The organism is Ectobacillus sp. OTK, from assembly GCF_059698935.1.
Window position 1 is genome coordinate 3,698,580 of sequence record NZ_AP048547.1, and the last position, 24,753, is coordinate 3,723,332.

23 protein-coding genes are annotated in these 24,753 nt (G+C 45.4%); 3 read left to right on the forward strand and 20 right to left on the reverse strand.

Translation table 11 applies throughout. From position 1 onward, the window contains the following. Positions 1–205: 205 nt before the first annotated feature. Positions 206–1,885, reverse strand: a complete 1,680-nt coding sequence (locus AC6HZ4_RS18315; RefSeq protein ID WP_497491124.1) for a DAK2 domain-containing protein — start codon at positions 1,883–1,885, stop codon at positions 206–208. A gap of 22 nt (positions 1,886–1,907) precedes the next feature. Continuing rightward, on the reverse strand, positions 1,908–2,270 hold the full coding sequence (locus AC6HZ4_RS18320; RefSeq protein ID WP_497491125.1) for an Asp23/Gls24 family envelope stress response protein: 363 nt from the start codon (positions 2,268–2,270) through the stop codon (positions 1,908–1,910). Positions 2,271–2,705: 435 nt separating this feature from the next. On the opposite strand from AC6HZ4_RS18320, the gene rpmB reads away from it, so the two are divergent. Then, complete coding sequence (gene rpmB / locus AC6HZ4_RS18325) at positions 2,706–2,894, forward strand: 50S ribosomal protein L28 (RefSeq protein WP_129726809.1); 189 nt, start codon at positions 2,706–2,708, stop codon at positions 2,892–2,894. A gap of 68 nt (positions 2,895–2,962) precedes the next feature. Here rpmB and spoVM read toward each other — a convergent pair whose 3' ends face one another. From spoVM to AC6HZ4_RS18410, 17 genes are all read right to left on the reverse strand, one after another. Beyond that, complete coding sequence (gene spoVM / locus AC6HZ4_RS18330) at positions 2,963–3,043, reverse strand: stage V sporulation protein SpoVM (RefSeq protein WP_034670092.1); 81 nt, start codon at positions 3,041–3,043, stop codon at positions 2,963–2,965. A gap of 69 nt (positions 3,044–3,112) precedes the next feature. Continuing rightward, entirely contained in the window at positions 3,113–3,754 is a 642-nt protein-coding gene (locus AC6HZ4_RS18335) for a thiamine diphosphokinase (RefSeq protein WP_497491127.1), read from the reverse strand. Positions 3,755–3,841: 87 nt separating this feature from the next. Beyond that, positions 3,842–4,489 (reverse strand): ribulose-phosphate 3-epimerase, encoded by a 648-nt coding sequence (gene rpe / locus AC6HZ4_RS18340; protein WP_497495762.1) that lies wholly within the window; start codon positions 4,487–4,489, stop codon positions 3,842–3,844. 2 nt (positions 4,490–4,491) lie between these two features. Then, complete coding sequence (gene rsgA / locus AC6HZ4_RS18345) at positions 4,492–5,373, reverse strand: ribosome small subunit-dependent GTPase A (RefSeq protein ID WP_497491128.1); 882 nt, start codon at positions 5,371–5,373, stop codon at positions 4,492–4,494. 19 nt (positions 5,374–5,392) lie between these two features. Beyond that, on the reverse strand, positions 5,393–7,387 hold the full coding sequence (gene pknB / locus AC6HZ4_RS18350) for a Stk1 family PASTA domain-containing Ser/Thr kinase (RefSeq protein ID WP_497491129.1): 1,995 nt from the start codon (positions 7,385–7,387) through the stop codon (positions 5,393–5,395). Positions 7,388–7,394: 7 nt separating this feature from the next. Beyond that, complete coding sequence (locus AC6HZ4_RS18355) at positions 7,395–8,147, reverse strand: Stp1/IreP family PP2C-type Ser/Thr phosphatase (protein ID WP_497491130.1); 753 nt, start codon at positions 8,145–8,147, stop codon at positions 7,395–7,397. 4 nt (positions 8,148–8,151) lie between these two features. After that, positions 8,152–9,237: a dual-specificity RNA methyltransferase RlmN gene (gene rlmN, locus AC6HZ4_RS18360; protein WP_497491131.1), complete on the reverse strand. Its 1,086-nt coding sequence runs from the start codon at positions 9,235–9,237 to the stop codon at positions 8,152–8,154. A gap of 4 nt (positions 9,238–9,241) precedes the next feature. Then, complete coding sequence (rsmB, locus tag AC6HZ4_RS18365; protein WP_497491132.1) at positions 9,242–10,576, reverse strand: 16S rRNA (cytosine(967)-C(5))-methyltransferase RsmB; 1,335 nt, start codon at positions 10,574–10,576, stop codon at positions 9,242–9,244. After that, complete coding sequence (gene fmt, locus AC6HZ4_RS18370; protein ID WP_497491133.1) at positions 10,573–11,514, reverse strand: methionyl-tRNA formyltransferase; 942 nt, start codon at positions 11,512–11,514, stop codon at positions 10,573–10,575. The genes rsmB and fmt overlap by 4 nt, the downstream gene beginning before the upstream one ends. A 14-nt stretch (positions 11,515–11,528) precedes the next feature. Then, a complete protein-coding gene (gene def, locus AC6HZ4_RS18375; RefSeq protein WP_497491135.1) occupies positions 11,529–12,005 on the reverse strand; it encodes a peptide deformylase in 477 nt (158 codons plus the stop codon). A 12-nt stretch (positions 12,006–12,017) separates the two neighbouring features. Beyond that, positions 12,018–14,417 carry a primosomal protein N' gene (priA, locus tag AC6HZ4_RS18380; protein ID WP_497491137.1) on the reverse strand — a complete coding sequence of 800 codons (2,400 nt, stop codon included), beginning with the start codon at positions 14,415–14,417 and terminating at the stop codon, positions 12,018–12,020. Beyond that, positions 14,414–15,640 carry a bifunctional phosphopantothenoylcysteine decarboxylase/phosphopantothenate--cysteine ligase CoaBC gene (coaBC, locus tag AC6HZ4_RS18385; RefSeq protein ID WP_497495763.1) on the reverse strand — a complete coding sequence of 409 codons (1,227 nt, stop codon included), beginning with the start codon at positions 15,638–15,640 and terminating at the stop codon, positions 14,414–14,416. Before coaBC ends, priA begins: the two co-directional genes overlap by 4 nt. Before the next feature lie 77 nt (positions 15,641–15,717). Then, positions 15,718–15,930: a DNA-directed RNA polymerase subunit omega gene (rpoZ, locus tag AC6HZ4_RS18390; RefSeq protein ID WP_497491138.1), complete on the reverse strand. Its 213-nt coding sequence runs from the start codon at positions 15,928–15,930 to the stop codon at positions 15,718–15,720. A gap of 1 nt (position 15,931) precedes the next feature. Then, the gene (gmk, locus tag AC6HZ4_RS18395; RefSeq protein ID WP_497491139.1) at positions 15,932–16,549 is read right to left on the reverse strand and encodes a guanylate kinase; all 618 of its coding nucleotides are present in this window, start codon (positions 16,547–16,549) and stop codon (positions 15,932–15,934) included. Between the two features lie 12 nt (positions 16,550–16,561). Further along, a complete protein-coding gene (gene remA / locus AC6HZ4_RS18400) occupies positions 16,562–16,825 on the reverse strand; it encodes an extracellular matrix/biofilm regulator RemA (RefSeq protein WP_497491140.1) in 264 nt (87 codons plus the stop codon). Positions 16,826–16,892: 67 nt separating this feature from the next. After that, on the reverse strand, positions 16,893–17,765 hold the full coding sequence (locus AC6HZ4_RS18405) for a YicC/YloC family endoribonuclease (RefSeq protein WP_497491142.1): 873 nt from the start codon (positions 17,763–17,765) through the stop codon (positions 16,893–16,895). A gap of 178 nt (positions 17,766–17,943) precedes the next feature. After that, positions 17,944–20,667, reverse strand: coding sequence for a calcium-translocating P-type ATPase, SERCA-type (locus AC6HZ4_RS18410; RefSeq protein ID WP_497491143.1), 2,724 nt, complete (start codon positions 20,665–20,667; stop codon positions 17,944–17,946). Between the two features lie 113 nt (positions 20,668–20,780). Between AC6HZ4_RS18410 and AC6HZ4_RS18415 the strand changes: the two genes are divergently transcribed. Continuing rightward, positions 20,781–22,487 carry an Rqc2 family fibronectin-binding protein gene (locus AC6HZ4_RS18415; protein ID WP_497491144.1) on the forward strand — a complete coding sequence of 569 codons (1,707 nt, stop codon included), beginning with the start codon at positions 20,781–20,783 and terminating at the stop codon, positions 22,485–22,487. Between the two features lie 125 nt (positions 22,488–22,612). On the opposite strand, the gene AC6HZ4_RS18420 is transcribed toward AC6HZ4_RS18415, so the two are convergent. Then, positions 22,613–22,852, reverse strand: a complete 240-nt coding sequence (locus AC6HZ4_RS18420) for a hypothetical protein (RefSeq protein WP_497491145.1) — start codon at positions 22,850–22,852, stop codon at positions 22,613–22,615. Between the two features lie 282 nt (positions 22,853–23,134). Here AC6HZ4_RS18420 and AC6HZ4_RS18425 point away from each other — a divergent pair, with 282 nt between their 5' ends. Further along, positions 23,135–24,568, forward strand: coding sequence for a S8 family serine peptidase (locus AC6HZ4_RS18425; RefSeq protein ID WP_497491146.1), 1,434 nt, complete (start codon positions 23,135–23,137; stop codon positions 24,566–24,568). Positions 24,569–24,753: the final 185 nt, after the last annotated feature.

Sequence of the window (24,753 nt, forward strand, 5' to 3'; positions counted from 1 at the left end):
CACCTCCTGCCCTTCCTATTCTACCACACGCACTATCAACATTAGAGTTTGGACCTATCATTCTCAACAAAGAAATAAGACATGCGGGCAGAGGCCTTTCCCCGCAGCAAGCAGGTCATGGGAGCTAGACACCATCCACAAGAAATACTTCTTTCTTATGAAACGAGCAAAAAGCCCTGTCTTGTTGTGAGACAGAGCTTTTTCTTTATTCAACAGAAATAATAAATGAATATAGCGGCTGATTCCCTTTGTAAACCTCTACTTCTATGTCCTCAAATGCAGCTTCAATGAAGGATTGCAATTCTTCTACTTGTTCATCTGATGCATCTTCACCTTGCAAAATTGTAACAATCTCATCATCCTCATCAATCATATGCTCAAGAAGCTTCTTCGTTACTTCTATTTTATCGCCCGATGCGGCAACGATTGTTCCTTCTGCAATGCCCATGTAATCATCCTTCTTAATATCAACGCCGTTCATTTGCGTATCGCGCACCGCATATGTCACCTGCCCTGTTTTCACAGAAGAAAGGGCAGCCTTCATATTACTTGCGTTTTCTTCAAGCGTAAGCGCGGGATTGAATGCCAGCACAGCTGCCATACCCTGCGGAACCGTTTTCGATGGCACAACAACAATATGATCCCCTACAACAGAAGCAGCCTGCTGCGCAGCCATGACGATGTTACCATTATTCGGCAGCAGAATCACCCGCTCTGCATGTGCCGCTTCAATTGCCTTTACGATATCCTCTGTGCTCGGATTCATCGTTTGGCCGCCTTCAATCACTTGAACGGCGCCCATGCTTTCAAACAGCTCTTTAATACCTGATCCCATCGCGACAGTTACGATACCATACGGCTGCTTTTTTGCTTCACTCTTCGCTGGCGCTGCCGCTTGCACCATGTCCTCACCGTGCAATAAATGAGTATGCTGCTCGCGCATATTTTCAATTTTAATTTTAATTAAGCTGCCGTAGCGCTGTCCGTAGTTCATCGCATCTCCCGGATACTCCGCATGAATATGAACCTTCACAAGCTCATCATCCGCCACGACGAGCAATGAATCACCGTATGCGCTCATATCCTCGCGAAACTTTTGCTCGGAAAATGAATGCTCTTTTACCTTTTCCGGGTCGAGCTTCACCATAAACTCCGTACAATAGCCGAATTCAATATCCTCCGTGCTTAGCTGACTTTGTACAGTGCGATGATGCTCTTCCTGTACCATGTCCGCCATAGTTGCAGCCGGCTCCTTGGATGCGATGGTCTCTCCCTTCAGATCAGCTAAAAAGCCTTCGTATACGACGCAAAGCCCTTTGCCGCCGCTGTCGACAACACCGACCTGTTTTAACACTGGTAAAAGATCCGGGGTGCGGTTTAAGGACTCGTTTGCTTCTTGTACAACTTCCTCCATGAACGAAACGAAATCGTCTTGCTTTTTCGCCGCTGCAACCGCTCGTTTCGCAGTATCTTTTGCCACTGTTAAAATTGTGCCTTCAATCGGCTTCATCACCGCTTTATAAGCTGTTTCCACACCGGCCTCAAGCCCCTGGGCAAAATCAACTGTTGTGAGTACTGCTTTTTGTTCAATCGCCTTTGCAAATCCTCGGAACAATTGGGACAAAATGACACCAGAGTTACCGCGCGCACCCATTAAGAGTCCCCTCGCAAGACTTGCACCGACCTTCCCGGCGTGATCGGAAACATTCCCCTGCACTTCCTTTGCTCCTGATGTCATGGACAAGTTCATGTTTGTACCCGTATCACCGTCTGGAACAGGAAAAACGTTTAGCGAATCTACAAGCTTTACATTATTCGTTAAGTTTGTCGCTCCCTGTAAAATCATTTGTGCTAAACGCTTTCCATCAATTTGTTTTATTGACACAGACCTTCCTCCTTATTGCGCCTCACAAGTTCGTTACTTTAACTCCTTGCACATAAATATTTACCGAATCGACAGCCAATCCGACTGTTTGATCCAACGTATATTTCACTTTCGTTTGGACATTGTGGGCTACCTCCGAAATTTTCGTTCCGTAGCTCACGATGATATACATATCAATATGTACTTCGCCGTTCTCATCGCGAACGACCACACCGCGCGTAAAGTTCTCTCTTCGCAAAATATCCGTTAACCCGTCTTTCAGCTGATTTTTGGAAGCCATTCCTACAATACCGTAACAATCTACTGCAGCACCGCCTGCGATTGTTGCGATTACATCTGTACTAATATCGATTTGTCCGTACTCTGTCTTCATTTCGATTGACATATGGTTTCCCCCTTTGGAAATGTTCAAAGCGAGCTGAACTGCTTATTTCTATCATATACGGTTTTCGGGGAAAATGCTATTTCCCTTTTACGCTGCTTCCTTTTGTTACACTGTAGGAAAATATAAATTTCCAGCTAGAAGCGAACTCGACGTAGTCGGAAATTTTAGGAATACAGTGTAAGTGCAACTACACCTCTGTCTTCGCCTAACGGCTCGCCAATCGGCGAATTTTCTTTAGAATGAGCAAAATTGCCCACTGTTATTATACAACATACGTCAAGATGTTATGTCAAGGAATTTTTCTTGATTTCTTTTTTGAACACTGTTGCATTCTAATAATACTTGTGTTAAATTATAGTAGTGTTTTTGGGGCTAAAGCCGCCCTTAAGCCCTTGAAAAATAAGGTACGTTATGGTAGTTAGGAGGGAAATATAGATGGCTCGTGTTTGTGCAATCACAGGTAGAAAAGCTCGTTCTGGTAACTCACGTTCTCACGCTATGAACGCAACTAAGCGCAAATGGGGTGCTAACCTTCAAAAAGTTCGCATCGTCGTTAACGGTAAAGTAAAGCGTGTTTACGTTTCTGCTAGAGCATTGAAATCCGGCAAAATCGAACGCGTTTAATCATAAAAAGAGTCCGAATTGGGCTCTTTTTTGCATTTAAAGGAAAAAAGCACCGTTCCCGGTGCTTTTTAACCCTTCTTAAAGGTATTTAACATCGCTCTTACAAGACCACCTAGGAATTTCGGCAGCTTAATCGTATAAAATCTCATGGTTTCCCTCCTAATCCCCATTACTCCCAATCTCTTTGTAATATATTCATAAGTGCAAAAAGCGTTTCTCTAATCCCTGCTTCTTACCACCATTAATATGCCAGATTGAAAAGAAAAAGTACCTTTTTCCTTGATGAGTTCGTTGCTAACACAAAGCGTCGATCCCCAATGAATCGTTTCGTTTTCAAGCGGATATTTGAACCCGCTGAGCGCGATACCCGTGACTGTTTCGGTTATCGGCAGGAAGGAGATATAAGGAAACAACTCGTTGCTCTCTAGTATATATATGCCTGGTGTTTGTATAGATATTTCATTTTTATGATCAATAATTGTAATGGGAATTTCCTTATCAATTCCTCTTACCAGCATCTGCACATTCGCAAACGCATGATCGAGACGTCCTCCTGTCGCTCCAAAAATGCGAATCCTTTCCGGACGCTGCTCGAGCGCCCAACGAAGCGCCAATTCCAAATCGGTTTCGTCTTTTTCTTTTGGCATAATATGAAGTTCCGGCTTTTGCTGCTGCATCCACCCCAGCTCTTCGTCCGTTACGGAATCATAGTCGCCAAATGCTGCATGCGGTACAATGCCCCGCTTTAGCAGGTAATATACGCCGCGGTCTGTCGCGGCCCAAACTGCCTGCTCATCCTCATACTGCGAAAAATCCGGATGGTGGTCGAGCGGTCCGCCCGCTAAAATATGAATAATCAATCCGAAGACCTCCTGTTTTATCAAAAATCAGTTTCTTATAAAAACGGCTGCCCCTACAGGACAGCCGTTTTTTAGTGTATACAGTTATCACTCTCCGCGAATGATTCGAATCGCCTGTGCTCGGTCCTTTTCATTATAAATAGCAGAACCCGCGACAAGTACATTTGCCCCCGCCTCAACACAAAGCCGCGCCGTTTCTGCGTTTACACCGCCATCAACCTCAATATCTACATGCAGGCCGCGCTCACGTACCATACGCGACACTTCTTGAATTTTTGGCAATACGGAATGTATAAAGGATTGCCCGCCAAACCCAGGGTTCACTGTCATCAGTAAAACCATGTCAATATCCTCTAACACATGCTCAATCATAGAAACAGGCGTGTGCGGATTTAATACGACACCCGCTTTAATACCAAAGGATCGAATCAGTTGAATCGTCCGATGCAGATGCGGACTCGCTTCAACGTGGACTGTAATAATATCGGCCCCGGCTTTTGCAAATTGCGGAATGTATAGATCCGGCCGTTCAATCATCAAGTGCACATCGAGCGGCAGCGAAGTGATCGGACGAATCGCTTCAACGATTAACGGACCGATTGTAATATTCGGAACGAAATGCCCGTCCATTACATCCACATGAATATAATCAGCTCCCCCTTTTTCTACATCTTTAATTTCCTCCCCCAGCCTCGCAAAATCAGCTGACAGGATAGATGGTGCAATTTTAATCATCATTAGTACCTCGGCTTTCTATCTCTAATTTCCTGAACAAATTCTACATAGTGATCATAGCGGTAGCGAGCTATCGCACCCTCTTCTACCGCTGTCTTCACCGCGCATTTTGGTTCAGCCATATGTGTACAACCTCTAAACTTACAATATTGACTCTGTTCTTTTAACTCAGGGAAGCAATTTGTTGCATCCTCCACCTCAATATCGATGAAATCAAGGGAGCTAAAGCCTGGCGTATCAGCAACAAGACCGCTGCCAATCTCAATAAGCTCCACATGCCTTGTTGTATGCTTGCCACGGCCTAAATGAGAGGAAATACCGCTCGTTTTTAGCTCCAGCTCCGGACGAAGTAAATTCAAAAGCGTTGATTTTCCAACCCCAGATTGGCCGGCAATCACAGATACTCGTCCATCTAAAAAGGGACGCAGCCTATCAACACTCTCCGCTGCTGTTTTAGAGGTAAACAGCACCTCATACCCGATTTCTCTATAATCGTGTGCGAACCCCTCCACTTGCTTCCTTGTTTCATCGTCTGCTAAATCCATTTTACTAATACAAATAATCGGCTCAATATCGTTATGCTCAATAAGCATAAGAAAACGATCTAAAAGAAGGGAGCTAAAACCTGGTTCAACTGCGGAAAATACAAGAATGGCTTGATCAATGTTTGCAATCGGCGGTCTTACAAGTTCATTTTTCCGCTCTAGCACCTCTAATATATAACCATCTGTATTGTTCTCTGCCTGAAACACAACTTCATCGCCAACAAGGGGGGTCACTTTATTTTTTCGGAACACCCCTCTGCCGCGGCATTGCGTAATGCCTCCCTCGTGTGCAACGTAATAAAATCCGCTTAAAGCCTTGATGATTTTGCCAGCTGGCATATACTCACTCCTTGTTCCACTAATCAGCCGGATATGGAATTTCTTTTTCTACAATGGTCGTTCCGTCACGTACAATTTTATATCGAGCGCTTTTTCCGTACTCAATCAAAAGATCGATAGAAATCGTAGTCGTCGCTGTAATTGTCCTCGTTTCAACCGGTCTTGCCATAGTATGCTCCGCATCCTCTTTATAAATTTCAACAATTTGCGGCTTAGCCGGCTCATCAGTAGGTGTTTCAGGCGCGACAGGCTCAGGCTCATACGGGATGGAAATATTACTAATTGTCACCGTTTTGCGCGGCTTTTCTTTTGCGCCAGCCGAAATCACAATAGAAATTTTATCTCCCTCTTTCAGCAGGGTGCCCGCCTTTGGATTTTGTGATATCACAAGCCCTTTTTCCACCGTATTAGAGTTATCCTGCTTAAATTCGGCAACAAGCTTTTTCTCGGAAGCATAGTTATTTACGCTGTTTTCTGTCCAACCGGTAAAATCAGCCAGCGCCGTTCTTTTTGGTCCTTCACTAATCCAAATACGAACCTCCTGCTCCTTCTCAATGATAGAGTCTCCAGCCTTCGGAAATTGGTCTAGAATCTGTCCCTTAGCTTTCTCGCTTTCTGTATAATACGTAACAACATTCGCATATTGTTCTGCTAATGATGCTTTTATACTATCATATTGCAAGCCGATGAGCTGCTGCATCTCCTGCTTTTTCTTGCCGCCCGATTTAAAAATTGTAATCTTTGTATTTTCCTTAACAATCTTACCCGCTTCCGGACTCGTCTTAATCGTATCGCCTTCTGCAACCTCGTCGCTATAAATAATTTGTGGCGATGTGACATCCAGTCCATTATCCACCAGGGTCGTTACTGCTTTTTCATATGGCATGCCCGTAACGTCGGGTACCTTTACTTCCTTTGGAGCAAAAAAGCCAGGAACGACTGTTACCGCAAACACCCCTCCCAAGCCTAGCAGGAGAAATAAAGTAAGCAGAATCCTCCACAGCTTTCCTTTCTTTTTCACTGTCTTCTGCTGTTCTTCCGGCCCCGTTTTTTTCTTTATTTCCTCTCGCTTCCCGCTCATGACAATCGTTTCATCACTATCGCTTTCCTGAAACGCTTCTGGACGGATAATCGGAATCGCTTTTGTTGCTTCCATATCATCCGGAATGGAGAATCTCTCTTCATTCGCCCGCTCCGGGTACAATGCAGTCATAATATCTTCTTTCATTTCATTCACAGAGTCATAGCGATGGAAGGAATCTTTTGAAGTTGCTTTTAAAATGATATTCTCCACACTTTGCGGGATATCAGGATTCCAACGCTTCGGTGACGGTGTTTCATTTTGTAAATGCTTGAGCGCAATGGACACAGCTGACTCCCCTGAAAATGGCGGACGGCCAGTCAACAGTTCAAACATTACGATGCCAAGTGAATAAATGTCGGATTTTTTGTTGGCAATACCTCCGCGTGCCTGCTCAGGCGATAGATAATGAACAGAGCCAAGCACAGAGTTCGTATGTGTAATCGTTGTAGCAGTCGTGGCAGTAGCAATACCAAAATCAGTGACCTTTACGAGACCATCGTCACGAATTAAAATATTTTGCGGCTTGATGTCCCGATGAACGATTTCAAAATGGTGCGCATGCGCCATAGCAGACGTGAGCTGCTCCATAATATCAAGCGATTCTCTTACTGAAAGCATTCCATGCTGCTGTATGTATTGCTTTAAAGTTTGACCGGGAACATACTCCATAACAAGATAGTAGATCCCATCCTCTTCCCCAACATCATAAATATTCACAATATTCGGATGGGACAAAGAGGTGACAGATTGTGCTTCACGGTGAAAACGCTTAATAAACTCTTCGTTATTCGAATAATCTAAACGAAGAATTTTCACCGCCACCTCCCGGTCCAAAATGACGTCATGCGCCAAATAAACGTTGGCCATGCCGCCGCCCCCAATTACTTTCAACAGCTTGTAACGGTCATTGAGACGTTTTCCAATCATCACGTTCACCTCACCTGCTTTCATCAGACGAATCAGTATAGTGAATGATTACAAGTGTAATATTATCCTCGCCGCCGCCGTCATTAGCAAGTTGGATAAGCCGCTCGCCCTTTTTCTCTATCTCCCCGTCAGCCTGCAGAACATGCTTCAGCTGCTCATAGGATACTTTGTTCGACAAACCATCCGAGCAAAGAAGCATTTGGTCCCCCTGCTCCAGCACCAATGTTTTCACATCTAGATCGACAGTCTGTTCCGTTCCAAGCGCACGCAGTAATACATTTTTTTTCGGATGGGATTCAGCATCCTCTTTCGTAATCTCCCCATGCCGAACAAGCTCGTTCACAAGGGAATGGTCTTCTGTCACCAAAGAGAAGTCATCCTCGGATAAAATATAGCAGCGACTGTCTCCAATGTGACCGATAGTAACAAATTGACTTGTGCACAGCGCCGCCACAATCGTCGTCCCCATACCTTGACATTCTTCATGGTTCTCGGCGTATTTGTACAAACGCTCATTAATAATGTGAACGTGACTTCTCAGCCAGTTCTCCATCTTTTTCGGCGTATCCATGTTATACGTTTGCTTCCAGTAATCATGAAACAGCTGGATTGTCATCGAGCTGGCAACATCGCCTGCCCGATGACCTCCCATTCCATCTGCTACAATGGCCAAAATGTCACCGTCTAAGTTTTGAAACACTCCAGCACAATCTTCGTTATGTGGACGAACTTTTCCCCGGTCGGATAGAAAAACGGTCTTCATTTTGTCACCTCGTCTCCTCTTTGCGCTCCTTTGCTCGCAATTGTCCGCAGGCCGCATCAATATCATGGCCTTGCTCGCGGCGAATCGTTACGTTCACGCCATGTTTTTTCAAGATTTTTTCAAAGCGAAAGATTTGCTCGCGCGGCGTTCTCACGTAATTCCGCTCCGGCACGTAATTAACTGGAATTAAATTGATATGGCATTTCAAGCCTTTTACAAGCTGCGCCAACTCTTCTGCATGCTCATCCTGATCGTTCTCTCCCCCAAATAATCCGTATTCAAAGGTAATGCGGCGGCCTGTTTTTTCTGTATAATGCCTCACCGCTTCGATAAGATCAGGCAGCTTATACGCGCGGTTAATCGGCATAAGCTTAGAACGCAGCTCCGTATTTGGCGCATGAAGTGAAATCGCAAAATTGATTTGCAAATCCTCTTCTGCGAATTTGTAAATTTTCGGAATGATGCCGCTCGTCGATACTGTCATATGACGCGCACCGATATGAAGCCCCTTTTCATGATTCATAATGCGCAAAAACGACATTAAATGGTCGTAATTGTCAAATGGTTCACCGATTCCCATTACAACAATCGAGCTTACGCGCTCTCCTGTCTCATCTAACGCTCGCTGCACCTCAACAACTTGCGCTACAATTTCTCCAGCTTCTAGGTTCCGCTTCAGCCCTCCGAGTGTGGAGGCGCAAAATGTACAGCCGATGCGGCAGCCAACCTGCGTTGTCACACAAATCGAGTTACCATAATCATGTCTCATTAACACAGTTTCAATGGAATAGCCGTCATACAGCTCAAATAGAAACTTAATTGTTCCATCAGAAGATGTTTGCTTTACTAACGTCTTCAATGTGGTAATGCCAAAAGAATTCGACAGTTTCTCACGCAATCCTTTTGAAACATTCGACATTTCTTCAAAAGATGCCACACGTTTTTTATAGAGCCAATCGTAAATTTGTCCAGCGCGAAACTTTGGCTCTCCCTGCTCCTTGAGCCATTGCTCTAATTCATGCAGCTGCAGGGAATAAATGGACGGCTTGTTTTCTTGTTTTGTTTCTTTCTTTATTACTGTTGTTTCCATGCTGTTACACCTTCTTTCGCAAACAAGCAATATAAAATCCGTCTGTCGCAAAGTAATGCGGCAAAATCTGCACCTGTCCATCATGCATGTACGGTTCTAATGCCTTTGGAAGCCTTTCTTTCATTGAAGTGTCCCACTCGAACTCCGGATGGGATTGTAAAAATCGCTGCACCACATTCTCATTTTCTGTTTTCTCAATCGTACATGTACTATACACAAGACGTCCTCCCCGTTTTAGAAGGGGTGCCACCTCGTGTAAAATCGCAAACTGAATCTGAGACAGCCTTTTGCTGTCCTCAGGCTGCTTACCAAGCTTAATGTCCGGCTTTCTGCGAATGACGCCAAAGCCCGAGCACGGTGCGTCGACTAAAATTTTATCGAAGCTTTCCGGATTGAAAGCTTTCCCCGCTTCTCTCGCATCCATCGCTTTTGTATCTACATTTGCTAAGCCGAGACGATTCGCTTGCTGTCCAATGAGACGCACCTTATGCGGATGCAAATCAAGGGAAAGCACACGCCCCGTTCCGTGCAGCAATTCCGCAATATGTGTTGTTTTTCCGCCGGGTGCTGCGCAGCTGTCCAGCACATCATCCCCTTGCTCTGGCCCAAGGGCGCGGGCAACAAGCATTGAGCTTTCATCCTGGATAGATAAAAAACCGTCCTGAAAGGCGCGTGTATGAGCGACATTTCCCTTCTCAATCAAAATGGCATCCTCTGCCAGCTCTCCGCGTCTCGCCTCAATGCCTTCTTCCTTCAGCATAATGAGTGCTTCCTCTACCGTTATTTTATTCACGTTTACCCGCGCGGTCGGCACAGGCGGCAGCATATTTACTTCACATATTTTTCTCGCTGCATCCATGCCGTACTCCTCAGCCCACTCCTGCACAAGCCATTTTGGATGGCTTGTCTCCACCGCAAGCCGCTCTGCCGGGTCGCTAATGACCTCAAGGGATGGGACCCCCTGACGCTGTACAGAACGAAGCACACCATTTACCAAAGAGGCAATTCCTTGATGGCCTCGCTTCTTTGCAATCTCTACCGCTTCATGAATGACAGCATGAGCTGGTACTCTATCTAAAAAAAGCATTTGATATAAGGATAAGCGGAGAAGGATTTTAACCCACTGCTCTGGCTTTTTCTTCAGAAACGGCTGCAAATAAAAATCAAGCGCGTCTCGTCTTTGAATCGTACCGTAGACGATTTCCGTCAGCAGGCCGGTGTCCTTTCCCTCTACTTTATGCTTTTCAATTAAGCTGCCCAGCAAAAGGTTGCTGTAGGCTCCGCTTTTCTCAACCTGCAGCAGCCCCTCTAACGCGAGCTCGCGAACGTTTTTTTTCATTCTTCCGCTCCTAACTGTATGCCTGTTTGCAGCTTAATGCCGCGCAAAAATTCAGTACCGCTCATCCGCTTTTTGCCGGCAGGCTGCAAATCTGTAATTTTGATTGCTGTTTCATTGCCTGTTGCAACAACAAAACCATCCGCTTCAACGGCTAGGATCACTCCTGGCTCATTCCTTGAAGCATGGACCTTCTCCCCCCACCATACCTTTACAACTTGCCCTTGCAACGTTGTATACGCGACCGGCCACGGATGCATGCCGCGAATATGGTTATAAATCTCTTCTCCGGATTTGGACCAATCGATTTTCTCCTGCTCTCGTTTAATATTGTACGCAAATGTTGCGCGTTCCTCATCCTGTACAATAGGAGTAATCTTTCCATCTAATAATAAAGGTATCGTATTTGATAAAAGCTCCGCACCGGCTGCACTTAGCTTATCGTGCAGCGTGCCGACCGTATCCCGCTCTGTAATCGGCACCTCCACCTGGGTCAAAATATCGCCGGCATCCAATCTTTCTGCCATATACATAATTGTAATGCCTGTTTTTTCTTTGCCTTGTATAATTGAGTAATGAATTGGCGCACCGCCGCGAAGCTCCGGCAATAATGAAGCATGCACGTTAATGCAGCCATATGTAGGCGCCTCTAAAAGCTCTTTTGGCAAAATTTGTCCAAATGCAGCTGTTACAACTAAATCCGGCTTTAACGCCAGCACCTTCTCATATTCCTCTTTCTCTCTGATTTTCAGCGGCTGCAGCACCAAAATACCGTGTTTTTCAGCCTCTACCTTTACAGGTGGAGGCGTAAGCACCTTTTTTCTGCCGACCGGACGATCAGGCTGCGTGACAACCCCGATCACCTCATAACCATCTTCAATGATTTGACGCAAAACAGGAACAGAAAAATCAGGTGTTCCCATAAATACTACCTTTACCATTGTATCCTCTCTCCTTATGCCTCTTCTAGCTCACTCGGCTCATAATAACGCGTCACCTTAGACGTAAACAAGATGCCGTTTAAATGATCGATTTCATGCTGAATCGCACGTGCCAAAAACTCTCTCGCCTCCAGCACAAATACTTTTCCCTTACGATTTTGCGCTCGCACCTTTACATAATCGGCACGCTTTACCTCTCCAAAAACATCAGGAAAGCTAAGGCATCCTTCCGGACCAATCTGTTCACCGCGCTCTTCTAAAATGACCGGATTAATCAATTCAATCCGTCCATGCTTGTCCCCGACATCGACAATTGCTACTTGCTTTAATACGCCGACCTGCGGCGCAGCCAGACCAACGCCATCAGCCTCAAGCATCGTATCATACATATCATTTAACAGCTTAACTAATTTTTTATCGAAATCCAAAACGCGGTCACATGCTGTTTCAAGCACCTCGTTCGGATGCGTTACAATTTGTAAAATGGCCATGCCTTTCCTCCGCTACATTAACATAGTTGGGTTAAAATCAATCGAAATTTGCAAATCCTTGCTCAGCTCCGCCTGATAATGCTCGTTCACTAGGCGTAATACGTACTTTAAGTTCGGTTCCCGCTTGTATTTTATCATGCATTGATAGCGATATCTATCTTTTATCCTTGGGATCGATGACGCAGCAGGTCCTAGAATGATCGTCTCAGGAGAGCAATGCTGACGTAAAAAGGATACAATTTTTTCGGTAATATTGACTGCCTTTAATAGTTCTGGATGCGAAACCGTCACGAGCGTCAAATAATAATACGGCGGATATTGACTGCTCTTGCGCATATACATTTCCCGTTCAAAAAATGTTTCATACTCTTGCCGCTTCGCAAACTGCACGCTATAATGCTCCGGCGTGTACGTTTGAATGACAACCTCACCTGGCAAATGGTGACGCCCGGCGCGGCCGCTTACTTGCGTGAGCAGCTGATACGTTTTTTCACTCGCCCGAAAATCCGGCAAATGCAACATCGTATCCGCTGTCAGTACTCCGACGAGTGTCACATGCGGGAAATCAAGCCCTTTGGCAATCATTTGCGTTCCTAGTAAAATATCCGCTTTTCCTTCCCCAAATGCGCCGAGCAGCTTTTCGTGCGATCCTTTTCGGCTCGTTGTATCAACGTCCATCCGGATAACGCGCGCCTCGGGGAAAAGCTTCGTCAGCTCCTCCTCAACCTTTTGTGTTCCTGTTCCGAAAAAACGGATGTATGCGCTGCTGCACGCCGGACATGCATTCGGCATAGGTTCTTCATAATTACAGTAATGACATTTCAGCCTCTGGTTCATCCGATGATAGGTTAATGAAATATCGCAATGCGGACATTGCAGCACATATCCGCAGTCGCGGCACATGACAAACGTGGAGTGACCGCGCCGATTGAGAAATAACACAGTCTGCTCCCCCCGCTTGAGACGCTGCAGGATTTTTTCATAAAGTAAACGGGAAAACATGGAACGATTTCCCTCACGCAACTCCTCCCGCATGTCAATAATATCAACAGCAGGCAATGCCCTCTCGTTCATTCGCTTTTTCATCTCAAGGAGCTGATACACACCCTTTTTCGCACGCGCAAAGGATTCAAGCGTCGGTGTCGCGCTGCCGAGCACAACGGGGCAATTGTGGTATTGTCCGCGCCACACGGCAACCTCTCGCGCGTGATAACGCGGATTATCCTCTTGCTTGTAGCTCGATTCATGCTCCTCATCAATAATGATAATACCAAGGTTTTCAAACGGCGCAAACACAGCAGAGCGCGCACCGACCACAACGCGCACCTCCTTGCGAAGAATTTTTCTCCATTCATCATACTTTTCCCCAACAGAAAGCGCGCTGTGAAGCACAGCAACCTGCGAACCGAACCGTCCCTTAAAACGGTGTACCATTTGCGGCGTTAACGAAATTTCGGGCACGAGTACAATTGCTTCCTTCCCCTGCTTTAACACCTCTTCAATTGATTGTAAATATACTTCTGTTTTACCGCTTCCAGTCACTCCATACATAAGAAAAACATCATGCCTGTTTTCCTGCACGCTCGATAAAATGGGGGCAATAGCTCCCCGCTGCTCCTCTGTAAGCAGCAGCGGCTTTGTTCGCTCAAAGCTTTCATCATCATACGGATTACGGTAGATTTCTACATATGTCTCATGCAGCAGCCCCTTTTTCACGAGCGCCTTCACAGGAGCATCCGTAATACCCAGCTCCTCCTTTAGTTCCTTCAGCGGAAGCGCCCCATAGTTTTCAAGAAAATAGTATAAAACATCCTGCTGCTTCCCATTTCGTAACGAAGCCGCCTCCTTTTCAAGCTCCTCATGAGGAGGTACCGGACGGATCATTTTTTGTTTTTTCTTTTGGACGCGGTCCTTTACTTCATAAACAATCTCAATTACGCCGGAGGCAATGCTCTCCCTTACACTTCTGTACAGATGAGGCTGCTCATCCAGCTCCTCCCAGCCGATCGTTTCCTTTCCTCGAAACAGCGGCTGTACCTCCTCCGGTACACTCCCTTTTAGGAGGAGCTGTTTCTTATAGGAGGCTTTAATAGCAGTCGGCAGCATCGCTTGAAAGGCGGAAATGGTAAAGCAAAGCGTTTCGTCTGTCAGCCAAAAGCCGAGACGAAGCAGTTCTTCATTTAACACAGGTGTTACATCAAGCAGTTCTGCCAGTTCTTTTATTTTTTGTATATCAACATCGACTGTATCCTTTACCGCAATAACAAACCCTTGCAGCTTACGTGGACCAAATGGAACCGCTACGCGCATACCCGGGGCAACAAGATCCTCCCAACGCTCCGGAATCAGATAATCAAAAGGACGATCCGTTTGGCGCGCCGGCACGTCTACGATGACACTTGCCACCCTCATAGATTACCCTCAAGCAGCGACTGTACTTCCTCTAAAATGCGTTGCGCCACTTCTGCTTTTGATAGAAGAGGGAGTGAAATCACATCGCCTCCTTGTTTATATATTGTTACGATGTTTGTATCCGTGCCAAAGCCTGCACCCTCTGCCTTGACATCGTTCGCAACAATCATATTTAAATTTTTCGTCTCTAGCTTTTGCCTTGCGTAATGCTCTACATCTACCGTTTCAGCCGCAAAGCCAACGAGCAATTGCTGCTCCTTTTTCTCCCCGAGCGTTTTTAAAATATCGGTTGTCCTCTCTAGCTCGAGAATAAGCTCTCCTGCTCGTTTCTTCATTTTCTCGCTATGTACAGTTTTCGGACGATAATCCGCAACAGCGGCGGTCTTAATAACAACATCCATATCTGGATAGTGCGAGAGTACAGCTTCAAGCATATCCTGCGCTGATTCAATCTGTACGACCTTTGCTCCGGAAGGCGCCTGTAAACCCGTCGGTCCTGTTACAAGCGTCACGTCCGCTCCCATTTTGACTGCCTCCTCGACAATTGCATAGCCCATTTTTCCGGAAGAAAAGTTACTTAAATAGCGGACAGGGTCGATCCTTTCTCGCGTAGGTCCGGCTGTAACAAGGATTCTTTTCCCTGCGAGCGGCTTCTTTATCTGCCAAAATTCCTTGAGCAGCGCCACAATCGTTTCCGGCTCCTCCAAACGGCCCTTTGCCACATAGCCGCAAGCTAAAAATCCCTCACCCGGCTCAATGAACTGGTACCCAAAGCGCTGCAGCGTCAGCATATTTTGCTGCACTGCAGGGTGCTCATACATATGTACATTCATCGCAGGCGCGATCCAAACAGGTGCTGTTGCTGCTAAAATGGTTGTCGTAATCATATCATCCGCAATACCGTTCGCTAGCTTGCCAATTATATTAGCAGTTGCCGGTGCTACCAAAATTACATCTGCCCAATCCGCTAAATCAATATGGGAAATCACAGAAGGATCCTTTTCCGCAAATGTGTCTGTGTACACCTCATGGCGGGATAAAGCCTGAAATGTAAGAGGCGTTACAAACTTGCATGCAGATTCACTCATGATTACCTTTACAACCGCACCCTCCTGCGTCAGCTTGCTTGTTAAAGCCGCAGCTTTAAATACGGCAATGCCTCCCGCTACGCATAATAAAATATGTTTTCCCTTCATTGTGACCTTGTCCTCTCTATGTAAAATACGCTATCTTTATCGTAAAAAAAGAACAACCTACTTGTAAATAGGTTGTCGGCGTTTCATAGTGGAGCTTGTCCGTATTATTTTTGGAAATTATCTTCCATTGGTTTGTAATCAAGCATTCTACCGTTAATTTCCTCAAGCGCTTTTCCAACATACTTATGAGATACCGGACGGCTGACGCGGCACTCTCCTTGCTCTTGCATTTCTCTTGCGCGTTTGGCAGCTACTGTCACAAGCGTATATTTTGAATCAATTTTCGTAAGTAAAGAGTCAATGGATGGGTATAACATATTATTCAACCTCCGTCATTTGTTTATAATATTTCGCAACTCGGTCGCGGCGGCAATGCTCGCTCACTACAATCGCCTTAATGCGGTCACAGGCAAGCTGCACTTCATCGTTTTCCACGACATAATCGTAGGCGTCCATCATTTCAATTTCTTCCTTCGCTACCGTTAAACGGCTGTGAATAACCTCTTCCGTTTCTGTTCCACGGCCCACAATGCGGCTTTTTAGTTCTGATAAACTCGGAGGTGCCAAAAAGATAAACACACCTTCTGGGAAAGCTTTTTTTACTTGGAGCGCACCTTGTACTTCAATTTCCAAAAAGACATCTTTTCCTTCTTGCAGCGTTTGTTCTACATATGCAATCGGAGTGCCGTAGTAGTTGCCGACAAACTCCGCCCACTCTAGCAATTCATTATTTGCGATCATTCGTTCAAACTCTTCACGCGTTTTAAAGAAATAGTCAATACCGTTGACTTCCCCTTCGCGAGGGCTGCGTGTTGTTGCTGAAACAGAATATTGAAACTGAATGTCTTCTTGGTTGAATAATGCTTTTCGCACCGTTCCTTTTCCGACGCCTGACGGTCCGGAAAGTACGATAAGTAGTCCGCGTTCGCTTCTCATCTATATGTAAACCTACCCTTCATCACTTAAGTCTTCTTTATGGCTCAACCGCTGCGCAATCGTCTCCGGCTGGATCGGACTGAGCACGATATGTCCTTCATCCATCATAATGACCGCTCTCGTTTTCCGATCGTATGTTGCGTCCAGTACTAGATTTTGCTTCCTTGCTTCTTGCACGAGCCGCTTAATGGGAGCGGATTCCGGACTTACGATCGCAATAATGCGATGTGCGGACACGAGATTACCGTACCCGATATTCAAAAACCGCATAGCCATGGCCTTTGCCTCCTAATAAGTCTAACCGAATTCCTCCTGCAATATAACAGCGCGCGATTTCTGACAGCTATTCAATATTTTGTACTTGTTCGCGAATTTTTTCAAGATGATTTTTCATATCAACAACATATTTTGAAATAGCCAAGTCGTTTGCCTTCGATCCAATTGTGTTCATTTCCCGATGCATCTCCTGCACGATAAATTCAAGCTTCCGGCCAATCGGCTCCTGATCCGTGAGCGTTTCATGAAATTGCTCAAGATGGCTTTTCAATCGGACAAGCTCTTCATGTATATCACATCGATCTGCATATAGCACAATTTCCGCCAGCAAACGCTGTTCATCCAAATCATGATTGTACACTTCTTTCAGCTTTGCTTCCAGACGTTCACGGTACTTTTGAACCACAGACGGAGCATAAGAAACAATTGCATTCACACATCCTTCAATATCATGAAGGCGCTGCTGCAAGTCGTTATGTAATCGTTCCCCTTCAGCGTCTCTCATTCGCCCAAGCATATTGACAGCAGCCTCAACTGCTTCCTGCAAACTGTCCTCAAATTCCTCATCTAAACTTTCCGTTTCTTCGATAGACGCCACCTCAGGCATCATAAAAAGCTGCTGCACCGTAATAGCATCAGACATTTGGAACTTATGCTTCGTTTCCTCCATTGCCTTCCTGTATTGCTCAAGCAAACTCCAGTCAACGTGCAGCTTTCTTTCGGACAGCCCTTCCCCTTCAACCGTCACGGACACTTCAAGACGTCCGCGGCGAATGCGCTCTCCGATAGTTTTGCGAATCATATCCTCAAATCTCATCATTCCTTTTGGAAGACGAATGCTCATCTCTAGAAAACGGTGATTGACAGATTTCATCTCTACTGTAATATGAGTAGAATGTCCTGCCTTCGCACGCCCAAATCCAGTCATACTTGAAACCATCTTATCACATCCAAGTCATGATAGTATAACAAAATAAGAAAAGCGGAAACAATCCACTTGTATTCGCTACGGGAGCCAGGGCATCCCGAAATATATACAGTATGTATCGCATTGAAAAGGGTAATAGAGAACCGTCTCTATTACCCTTTGAGATTATACCATATTTTCTTGCTGTTGCCTATTTTAAGTTCACTTGTCCCTCGTACATCACTTGTTTTTTCTTCTTTTTCTTGTTCCCTGTTAATAGCGAACCAACAAGCATAAAGGTCGGAATAGACGATAATCCGACGATAAGCAGCCAATCACGGGGCTCAATCGGCATTGTATCGAAAATCGGCTGAAGCGGCGGATAGTAAATTACAACAAGCATAAGCAACACAGAAATGATTACAGCTCCTACTAAATATACATTGCCAAACGGATTGCGATGAAACACGGAATGCTCGCTTCGGCAATCGAACACGTGAATCAGCTGCGCTAGTACGAGCGTTGCAAACGCAACCGTCTGTGCATACTGCAGCTCGTTCGGATGCTGGTTGTACGTGATAATAAACGCGAGCAGCGTCACAAAGCCGATTAAAAATCCTCGGCTTATAATTTTCCAGCCAAGCCCTCTTGCAAATACCCCTTCTTTCGGATGACGAGGCTTCCGTCTCATCACATCATCCTCAGGAGAATCCAATCCAAGCGCCATTGCCGGCAAGCCATCCGTAACAAGGTTGACCCAAAGAATTTGAATCGGTACAAGCGGCAGCGGCAAAGCAAGAATCATCGCAAACAGCATAACAAGAATTTCGCCGACATTGGAAGCGAGTAAATAACGAATAAATTTCCGGATATTCTCATAAATGTTCCGTCCTTCTTGAATAGCAGATTTAATCGTTGCAAAATTGTCGTCGAGCAGAATAAGGGACGAGGCCTCCTTCGCCACATCTGTACCGGTAATTCCCATCGCCACTCCAATATCGGATGCCTTAATAGCCGGCGCATCATTCACTCCGTCCCCCGTCATAGCAACGATGTGACCTCTATTTTGAAGCGCTTTGACAATTTTTAATTTATGTTCCGGCGATACACGCGCAAATACGTATGTGTTTTCCACAATATCCTCTAAATCCTCAACCGTCATATTTGCCAATTCAGAACCCTCTACAGCCCTGCCCCCGTCTGGCAAAATATCAAGCTGCTTTGCAATCGCCATCGCGGTTACCTTATGATCTCCTGTAATCATAATCGTTTTAATGCCAGCTTCACGACATTCCTGCACCGCCTGCTTTACCTCAGGACGCGGCGGGTCAATCATGCCCTGCAGGCCAATAAACATTAAGTTGCTCTCAGCGTCCTGCTCGTTTTGTACTTTTTCTCCATCCTTGAGCGGCCGATATGCAATGGCGATCGTCCGCAGCGCTTGACTTCCTAACGAATGAATAGCTTGCTGCGTTTCATTTTTATATAGCGCTGCCATTGGCTGCTGCTTGTTACCCCAAAGAATAGTCTGGCTCACCTGCAGCAGAACATCTGGGGCCCCCTTGGTTACAACAAACTGTTTTCCGCTTCTATCCTTTACAATTACACTCATCATTTTACGAGCAGAATCAAACGGAAACTCCTTCACAATTTGAAACTGTTCCTGCAGCCTTTCCTTTGTAATCCCGGCCTTCATGGCTGCGGCAACGAGCGCCCCTTCTGTCGGATCACCGTCTAAAACATAATCTTTTTTCCTTTTTATAATAGAAGCGTTGTTACATAATGTCCCGAAGGTTAAGAGCTGGTATAAAGAACGAGTATTCGCTACGTCTACCGGCTCGTTTTTTCTTGTGAACGTACCGGATGGATGGTATCCTTGCCCGCTGACATTCCACATTTGGCCTCCTGACCAAAGATGCGTGACCATCATTTTATTTTGCGTCATCGTACCTGTTTTGTCTGAACAAATCACTGAGGCGCAGCCAAGCGTTTCTACAGCCGGCAGCTTGCGTACGATAGAACGCTTTTTAATCATCCGCTGCACACCAAGAGAAAGTGCGACTGTTACAATGGCAGGCAGCCCCTCAGGAATCGCAGCAACTGCCAGCGAAACACCGGCTAAAAACATATGGTAGACGTTGTTCCCTTGATATACACCGACTAACACAACCAGCGCTGTAAGAGCTAACGCTATAACAATTAAAATTTTCCCGAGCTGCTCCAGCCTTCTTTGCAATGGCGTTTCTGCTTCCTCGGCATTTTGCAGCATATTTGCGATTTGTCCCATCGCTGTATTCATACCAGTACCAATCACAACCCCTACGCCTGAACCGCGCGTGACCATCGTTCCCATAAACGCCATATTGGATTGATCACCAATGCCAATATTCGTACCTCGAATGGCTTCAATTTTCTTTTGTACCGGAACAGATTCCCCTGTTAGGGCCGATTCCTCTATGTACAAGCTGCTTGTTTCTATAAGACGAACATCTGCTCCAATCCGGTCACCGCTTGCAAATTTAATTACATCACCGGTAACAAGCCCTTTGGAAGGAATTTTCATCCACTTTCCGTTGCGCAGCACCGTCACTTGCGGGGCGGCCAGCTCCTTTAGCGCTTCAAGCGATTTCTCCGCTTTTCGTTCCTGAAAAAAACCGAGTACACCATTAATAATCACAATCGCAACAATCGCAACTGCGTCGACCATTTCCCCAAGCAAGGCGGAAATAACCGTGGCTCCTAGTAAAACGAGCACCATAAAATCTTTAAATTGCGCCAAAAAAACAGCAAGTGCAGACGGACGCTTCGCTTCCTGCAGCTCATTCGGACCGAATTGTTTTAAGCGAGCGTTTACCTCCGGCTCCGTTAATCCGGCTTTGACATTTGTGCTTGCTTTCTTTTCTACATCATGGGCACGCAGCTCATACCAATTCATTCTCTCACCTCAACTCTCTGATTGCGAGACATGCTCTACTGAAATGGTATTCAGCCTCGTCCTAAAAAATGCTATAATTGAACAACGATTGCATCGAGAAAGGAGTGTTACCGATGTCCTTTGATGGATTATTTACACGTGCAATTACAAAAGAAGTGCAGGAAAGCCTATCGTCTGGTCGGATTTCAAAAATCTATCAGCCTTCAAAATATGAAATTTTGTTACATACTCGTGCAAGAGGAAAAAATCACAAGCTGCTTCTATCTGCTCATCCAACGTATGCGCGCATGCATATGACAGCACAAAACTATGATTCTCCCGCTCTTCCGCCAATGTTTTGCATGCTGCTGCGCAAGCATCTCGAAGGCGGCATTATCGAAAGCATCGAGCAGCAAGAGCTTGAGCGCATCGTTCATATTACCGTGAGAAGCCGAAACGAAATTGGCGATGAATCACAAAAAACATTAATTGTAGAAATTATGGGCCGGCATAGCAATATCATTTTGATTGATACAGCAACGAATATCATTTTAGATAGTATCAAGCACCTATCCCCTGCTGTAAACCGGCACCGCACCGTTTTTCCAGGCTACGAATATATCTCGCCGCCCGCTCAGCATAAAGTGAATCCATTCACTATAGAAACGAAAGAGCAGTTTTTGATGCAGCTCGATTTTATGAGCGGAAAAATGGATAAACAGCTCGTTGGCCGATTTGCAGGCCTTTCGCCGTTATTTGCTAAAGAAATCATCGCACGCGCCGGTCTCGTAAATGAGCAAACGCTGCCGCCTGTCTTTTTTGAGCTGCTGCATGCACTTAAGGAGCACCGCTATGAACCTGTGATGATTACAGGTGATGATAAAGAATATTTTTATATGCTGCCTCTCTCCCATGTAACAGGCGAAAGCAAAAGCTTCGCTACCTTAAGCGAGCTGCTTGACCGCTTCTTCTTTGGTAAAGCAGAGCGCGATCGCGTGAAGCAGCAGGGACATGACTTAGAAAAGTTTATCGGCAACGAGCTCGAAAAGAATAAGAAAAAGCTTGGTAAGCTAAAGCAGACACTGCAGGATGCCGAAAAGGCAGATGAGTATCAGCTGCATGGCGAATTGTTGACAGCCAATATGTACGCGCTCCAAAAGGGAATGACAGAAATTGAAGTTATGAACTATTATGACGAAAACGGATCGATGGTTACCATTACACTTGACCCTCTCAAAACACCGTCAGAAAACGCGCAAAGCTATTTCTCTAAATATCAAAAGGCACGAAATTCCGTTGCGATTATTGAAGAGCAAATCAGGAAGACAGAAGAAGAAATCGTCTATTTCGATGCCTTGCTGCAGCAAATGGAATCAGCTTCGCAGCGGGATATTGAGGAAATTCGCGACGAGCTTGCGGAAGAAGGCTATATCCGCAGCCGCGCGAAGCAAAAAAAGCAAAAGCCGTCCAAACCTATGCTTGATAAATATGTATCAAGTGACGGAACAGAGATTTTTGTCGGCAAGAACAATAAACAAAATGATTATTTAACGAATAAGCTGGCGCGGCGCGATGAAATCTGGCTGCACACGAAGGATATTCCAGGATCCCACGTGTTAATCCGCGACGTCGAGCCGAGCGAGCAAACGCTGCGGGAGGCTGCTATATTGGCCGCATACTTCAGCAAGGCGAAAAGCTCCAGCTCCGTTCCAGTTGATTTTACGAAAATTCGCCATGTGAAAAAACCAAGTGGTGCGAAGCTTGGTTTTGTAACATATGACAACCAGCAAACGCTGTATGTGACGCCAGATGAGGATATTGTGATGAAGCTTAAGGGATAGCAAGAAAATCGCGAAGGGGACAATTCTCCACAGTGATCAGCCGGGGAGCTAGACAGAATCCAAAAATGTATACTTTCTTACCTGCTAAAAAAGCGGACGAGCGCTGCAGCCGTTCGCTTTTTTTACTATATCCATAAAACTATCGCCCCGACTGTAAACAATACAGCACATAAATAAGCTATTGCCTGAAACCGTTTAGCCTCCTTATATTTCCGCTGTTCGGACAATCTTTTCATTTGCATCGTACAGCCCATCCAAAGGACAAACTGGCTGAGTACAATGGCACATAAAAAGTTCTCCATTGCTAATAAAACAATCACGATAACAGAAAGAATCCCTCCTATTATCTTTACATTTCGATTCACTGCATCCCCCTTGTAGATCCGTTTCTTTTCTCTTTAATACATGGATAAGCATACCATATATGTACCTATGGCAATTGATCACACATAGATTCAGCATGCGATTGAGGGAGGGATTGTTATGAGGTCTCACCCGATGCAACAACGTTACAGAAAACTGTTTTTTAACCCTCTTTTAGATTGTAACGTTTAAATAGATTAAATTCCAAAAAAAGATTCGCACTCTTCACTCATTTACTATGTTAATATATTTATAAGTCTATCAATTCGAAAGAGGGTGCATCTATGAAACGAATTTTTCTTATCTTATGCAGCTTAGCCCTCATTTTTCCTTTTATTCCATCTGAGCAGGTACAGGCTGCAGCGCTAACAAAAGAGAAGCGTGTTATTGTAACGTTTAAGGAAAAAACTGATAAACGGATCATTCAGAAGGCAAAGGGGAAGCTTCGCCGTGAATTTACTCAAACGCCTTCAGCAGCCGTTACTGTGCCTGTCTCTGAAATAAATAGCTTAAAAAAGAACCCAGCAGTCAAATCTGTTGAAGATGACGTATTGGTAAAAATAAGCGGCCAAGTGCAGGATTACGGTATTGCCAGTACCCGTGCCCCTGTTGCTTGGAGCAGTGGCTATACGGGAAAAGGGGTAAAGATAGCGATTATTGATACGGGTATATCCCATCATGAAGACCTCACCATTACCGGCGGTGTTTCCATTGTCTCCTATACCAAATCATTTGCGGACGATAATGGCCATGGGACACAGGCAGCCGGAATTATTGGCGCCCGGAACAACAATGCCGGAATGGTCGGAATTGCACCTGAAGCAAGCTTATATGCTGTAAAGGCATTGGATGCAAGCGGCTCGGGCTACTTATCAGATATTATCTCAGGCATTGAGTGGGCCATATCAAATCATATGGACATCATTAGCTTAAGCCTTGGAACGGAAACAGATTCGTTAGCGCTTCACAATGCAGTCGACAAAGCCTACCGCAATGGAATTCTTGTTGTTGCAGCAGCAGGAAATGATGGTTTATCTAACGGAACAGGAGATACAGTAGATTACCCGGCTCGTTATTCGTCTGTCATCGCTGTAGCTGCGACTGATAGCAATAACAAACGTGCTTCGTTTTCTTCTACTGGGGCAACTATAGAAGTGGCTGCACCCGGCGTAAGGGTATACAGCACCTATCTGAATAACCAATATGCGAGAATGAGCGGAACTTCTATGGCGGCTCCATTTGCAGCTGGAAACTTGGCTCTCTTAAAGCAAGCGAACCCTGCTCTTTCGGCTGCCCAGCTGCGAGGAAAATTGCAGCAGTCTGCGTCGGACTTAGGGGTATCCGGTAAGGATACATGGTATGGCTATGGATTAATTCAAGCACCGTCAAGCTCCGGTTCCTCCGCTCCAATCATGCAAAGCTCGACAACAGTGCGTACAGATAAATCAACTTATTTGAGCGGACAAACCATTACCGTTACCATTGCTGCGGCGGCACCAAATGGAACAAAGCTTAGTAACGCAAATGTGACGTTAAGCATTACAGCTCCTTCCGGTTCCATTATGAAAACAACAGGAAAAACAGACAGCTCCGGCGCACTTGTGCTGCGGCTGACTACACAAAAAATGACCCTAAAAGGAACGTACAAAATATCGGCCGCCTCCACTATAGCGAACTATAAAAGCAGCACAGGAACAGCGTCTTTTACGTTAAAGTAAATATCCCCTTAGAGAAATGGATCCGCAAAGACTGTTACACAATGTCTTTGCGGATCCATTTTAATCTTAACCGTGCCCGGCCTGCTAGTTGAACGAGAAAATCAACAGCCTTGTTTAACAGAGCCAAAGTATAAAAAAGGAGCCGCCCTTAAAGGGGCAGCTCCTTACAATCATTGTTATATCAT

Bases quoted from the DNA above. Each gene is read 5' to 3' on its own strand.
- AC6HZ4_RS18355 (WP_497491130.1), bottom strand. From the start codon at position 8,147: ATGAAGACCGTTTTTCTATCCGACCGGGGAAAAGTTCGTCCACATAAC.
- rsgA (WP_497491128.1), bottom strand. From the start codon at position 5,373: ATGCCAGCTGGCAAAATCATCAAGGCTTTAAGCGGATTTTATTACGTT.
- remA (WP_497491140.1), bottom strand. From the start codon at position 16,825: ATGGCTATGCGGTTTTTGAATATCGGGTACGGTAATCTCGTGTCCGCA.
- AC6HZ4_RS18415 (WP_497491144.1), top strand. From the start codon at position 20,781: ATGTCCTTTGATGGATTATTTACACGTGCAATTACAAAAGAAGTGCAG.
- def (WP_497491135.1), bottom strand. From the start codon at position 12,005: ATGGCCATTTTACAAATTGTAACGCATCCGAACGAGGTGCTTGAAACA.
- spoVM (WP_034670092.1), bottom strand. From the start codon at position 3,043: ATGAGATTTTATACGATTAAGCTGCCGAAATTCCTAGGTGGTCTTGTA.
- rpmB (WP_129726809.1), top strand. From the start codon at position 2,706: ATGGCTCGTGTTTGTGCAATCACAGGTAGAAAAGCTCGTTCTGGTAAC.
- gmk (WP_497491139.1), bottom strand. From the start codon at position 16,549: ATGAGAAGCGAACGCGGACTACTTATCGTACTTTCCGGACCGTCAGGC.
- rpoZ (WP_497491138.1), bottom strand. From the start codon at position 15,930: ATGTTATACCCATCCATTGACTCTTTACTTACGAAAATTGATTCAAAA.
- rpe (WP_497495762.1), bottom strand. From the start codon at position 4,489: ATGATTAAAATTGCACCATCTATCCTGTCAGCTGATTTTGCGAGGCTG.
- priA (WP_497491137.1), bottom strand. From the start codon at position 14,417: ATGAGGGTGGCAAGTGTCATCGTAGACGTGCCGGCGCGCCAAACGGAT.
- AC6HZ4_RS18425 (WP_497491146.1), top strand. From the start codon at position 23,135: ATGAAACGAATTTTTCTTATCTTATGCAGCTTAGCCCTCATTTTTCCT.
- fmt (WP_497491133.1), bottom strand. From the start codon at position 11,514: ATGGTAAAGGTAGTATTTATGGGAACACCTGATTTTTCTGTTCCTGTT.
- AC6HZ4_RS18410 (WP_497491143.1), bottom strand. From the start codon at position 20,667: ATGAATTGGTATGAGCTGCGTGCCCATGATGTAGAAAAGAAAGCAAGC.
- AC6HZ4_RS18405 (WP_497491142.1), bottom strand. From the start codon at position 17,765: ATGGTTTCAAGTATGACTGGATTTGGGCGTGCGAAGGCAGGACATTCT.
- rsmB (WP_497491132.1), bottom strand. From the start codon at position 10,576: ATGAAAAAAAACGTTCGCGAGCTCGCGTTAGAGGGGCTGCTGCAGGTT.
- rlmN (WP_497491131.1), bottom strand. From the start codon at position 9,237: ATGGAAACAACAGTAATAAAGAAAGAAACAAAACAAGAAAACAAGCCG.
- AC6HZ4_RS18320 (WP_497491125.1), bottom strand. From the start codon at position 2,270: ATGTCAATCGAAATGAAGACAGAGTACGGACAAATCGATATTAGTACA.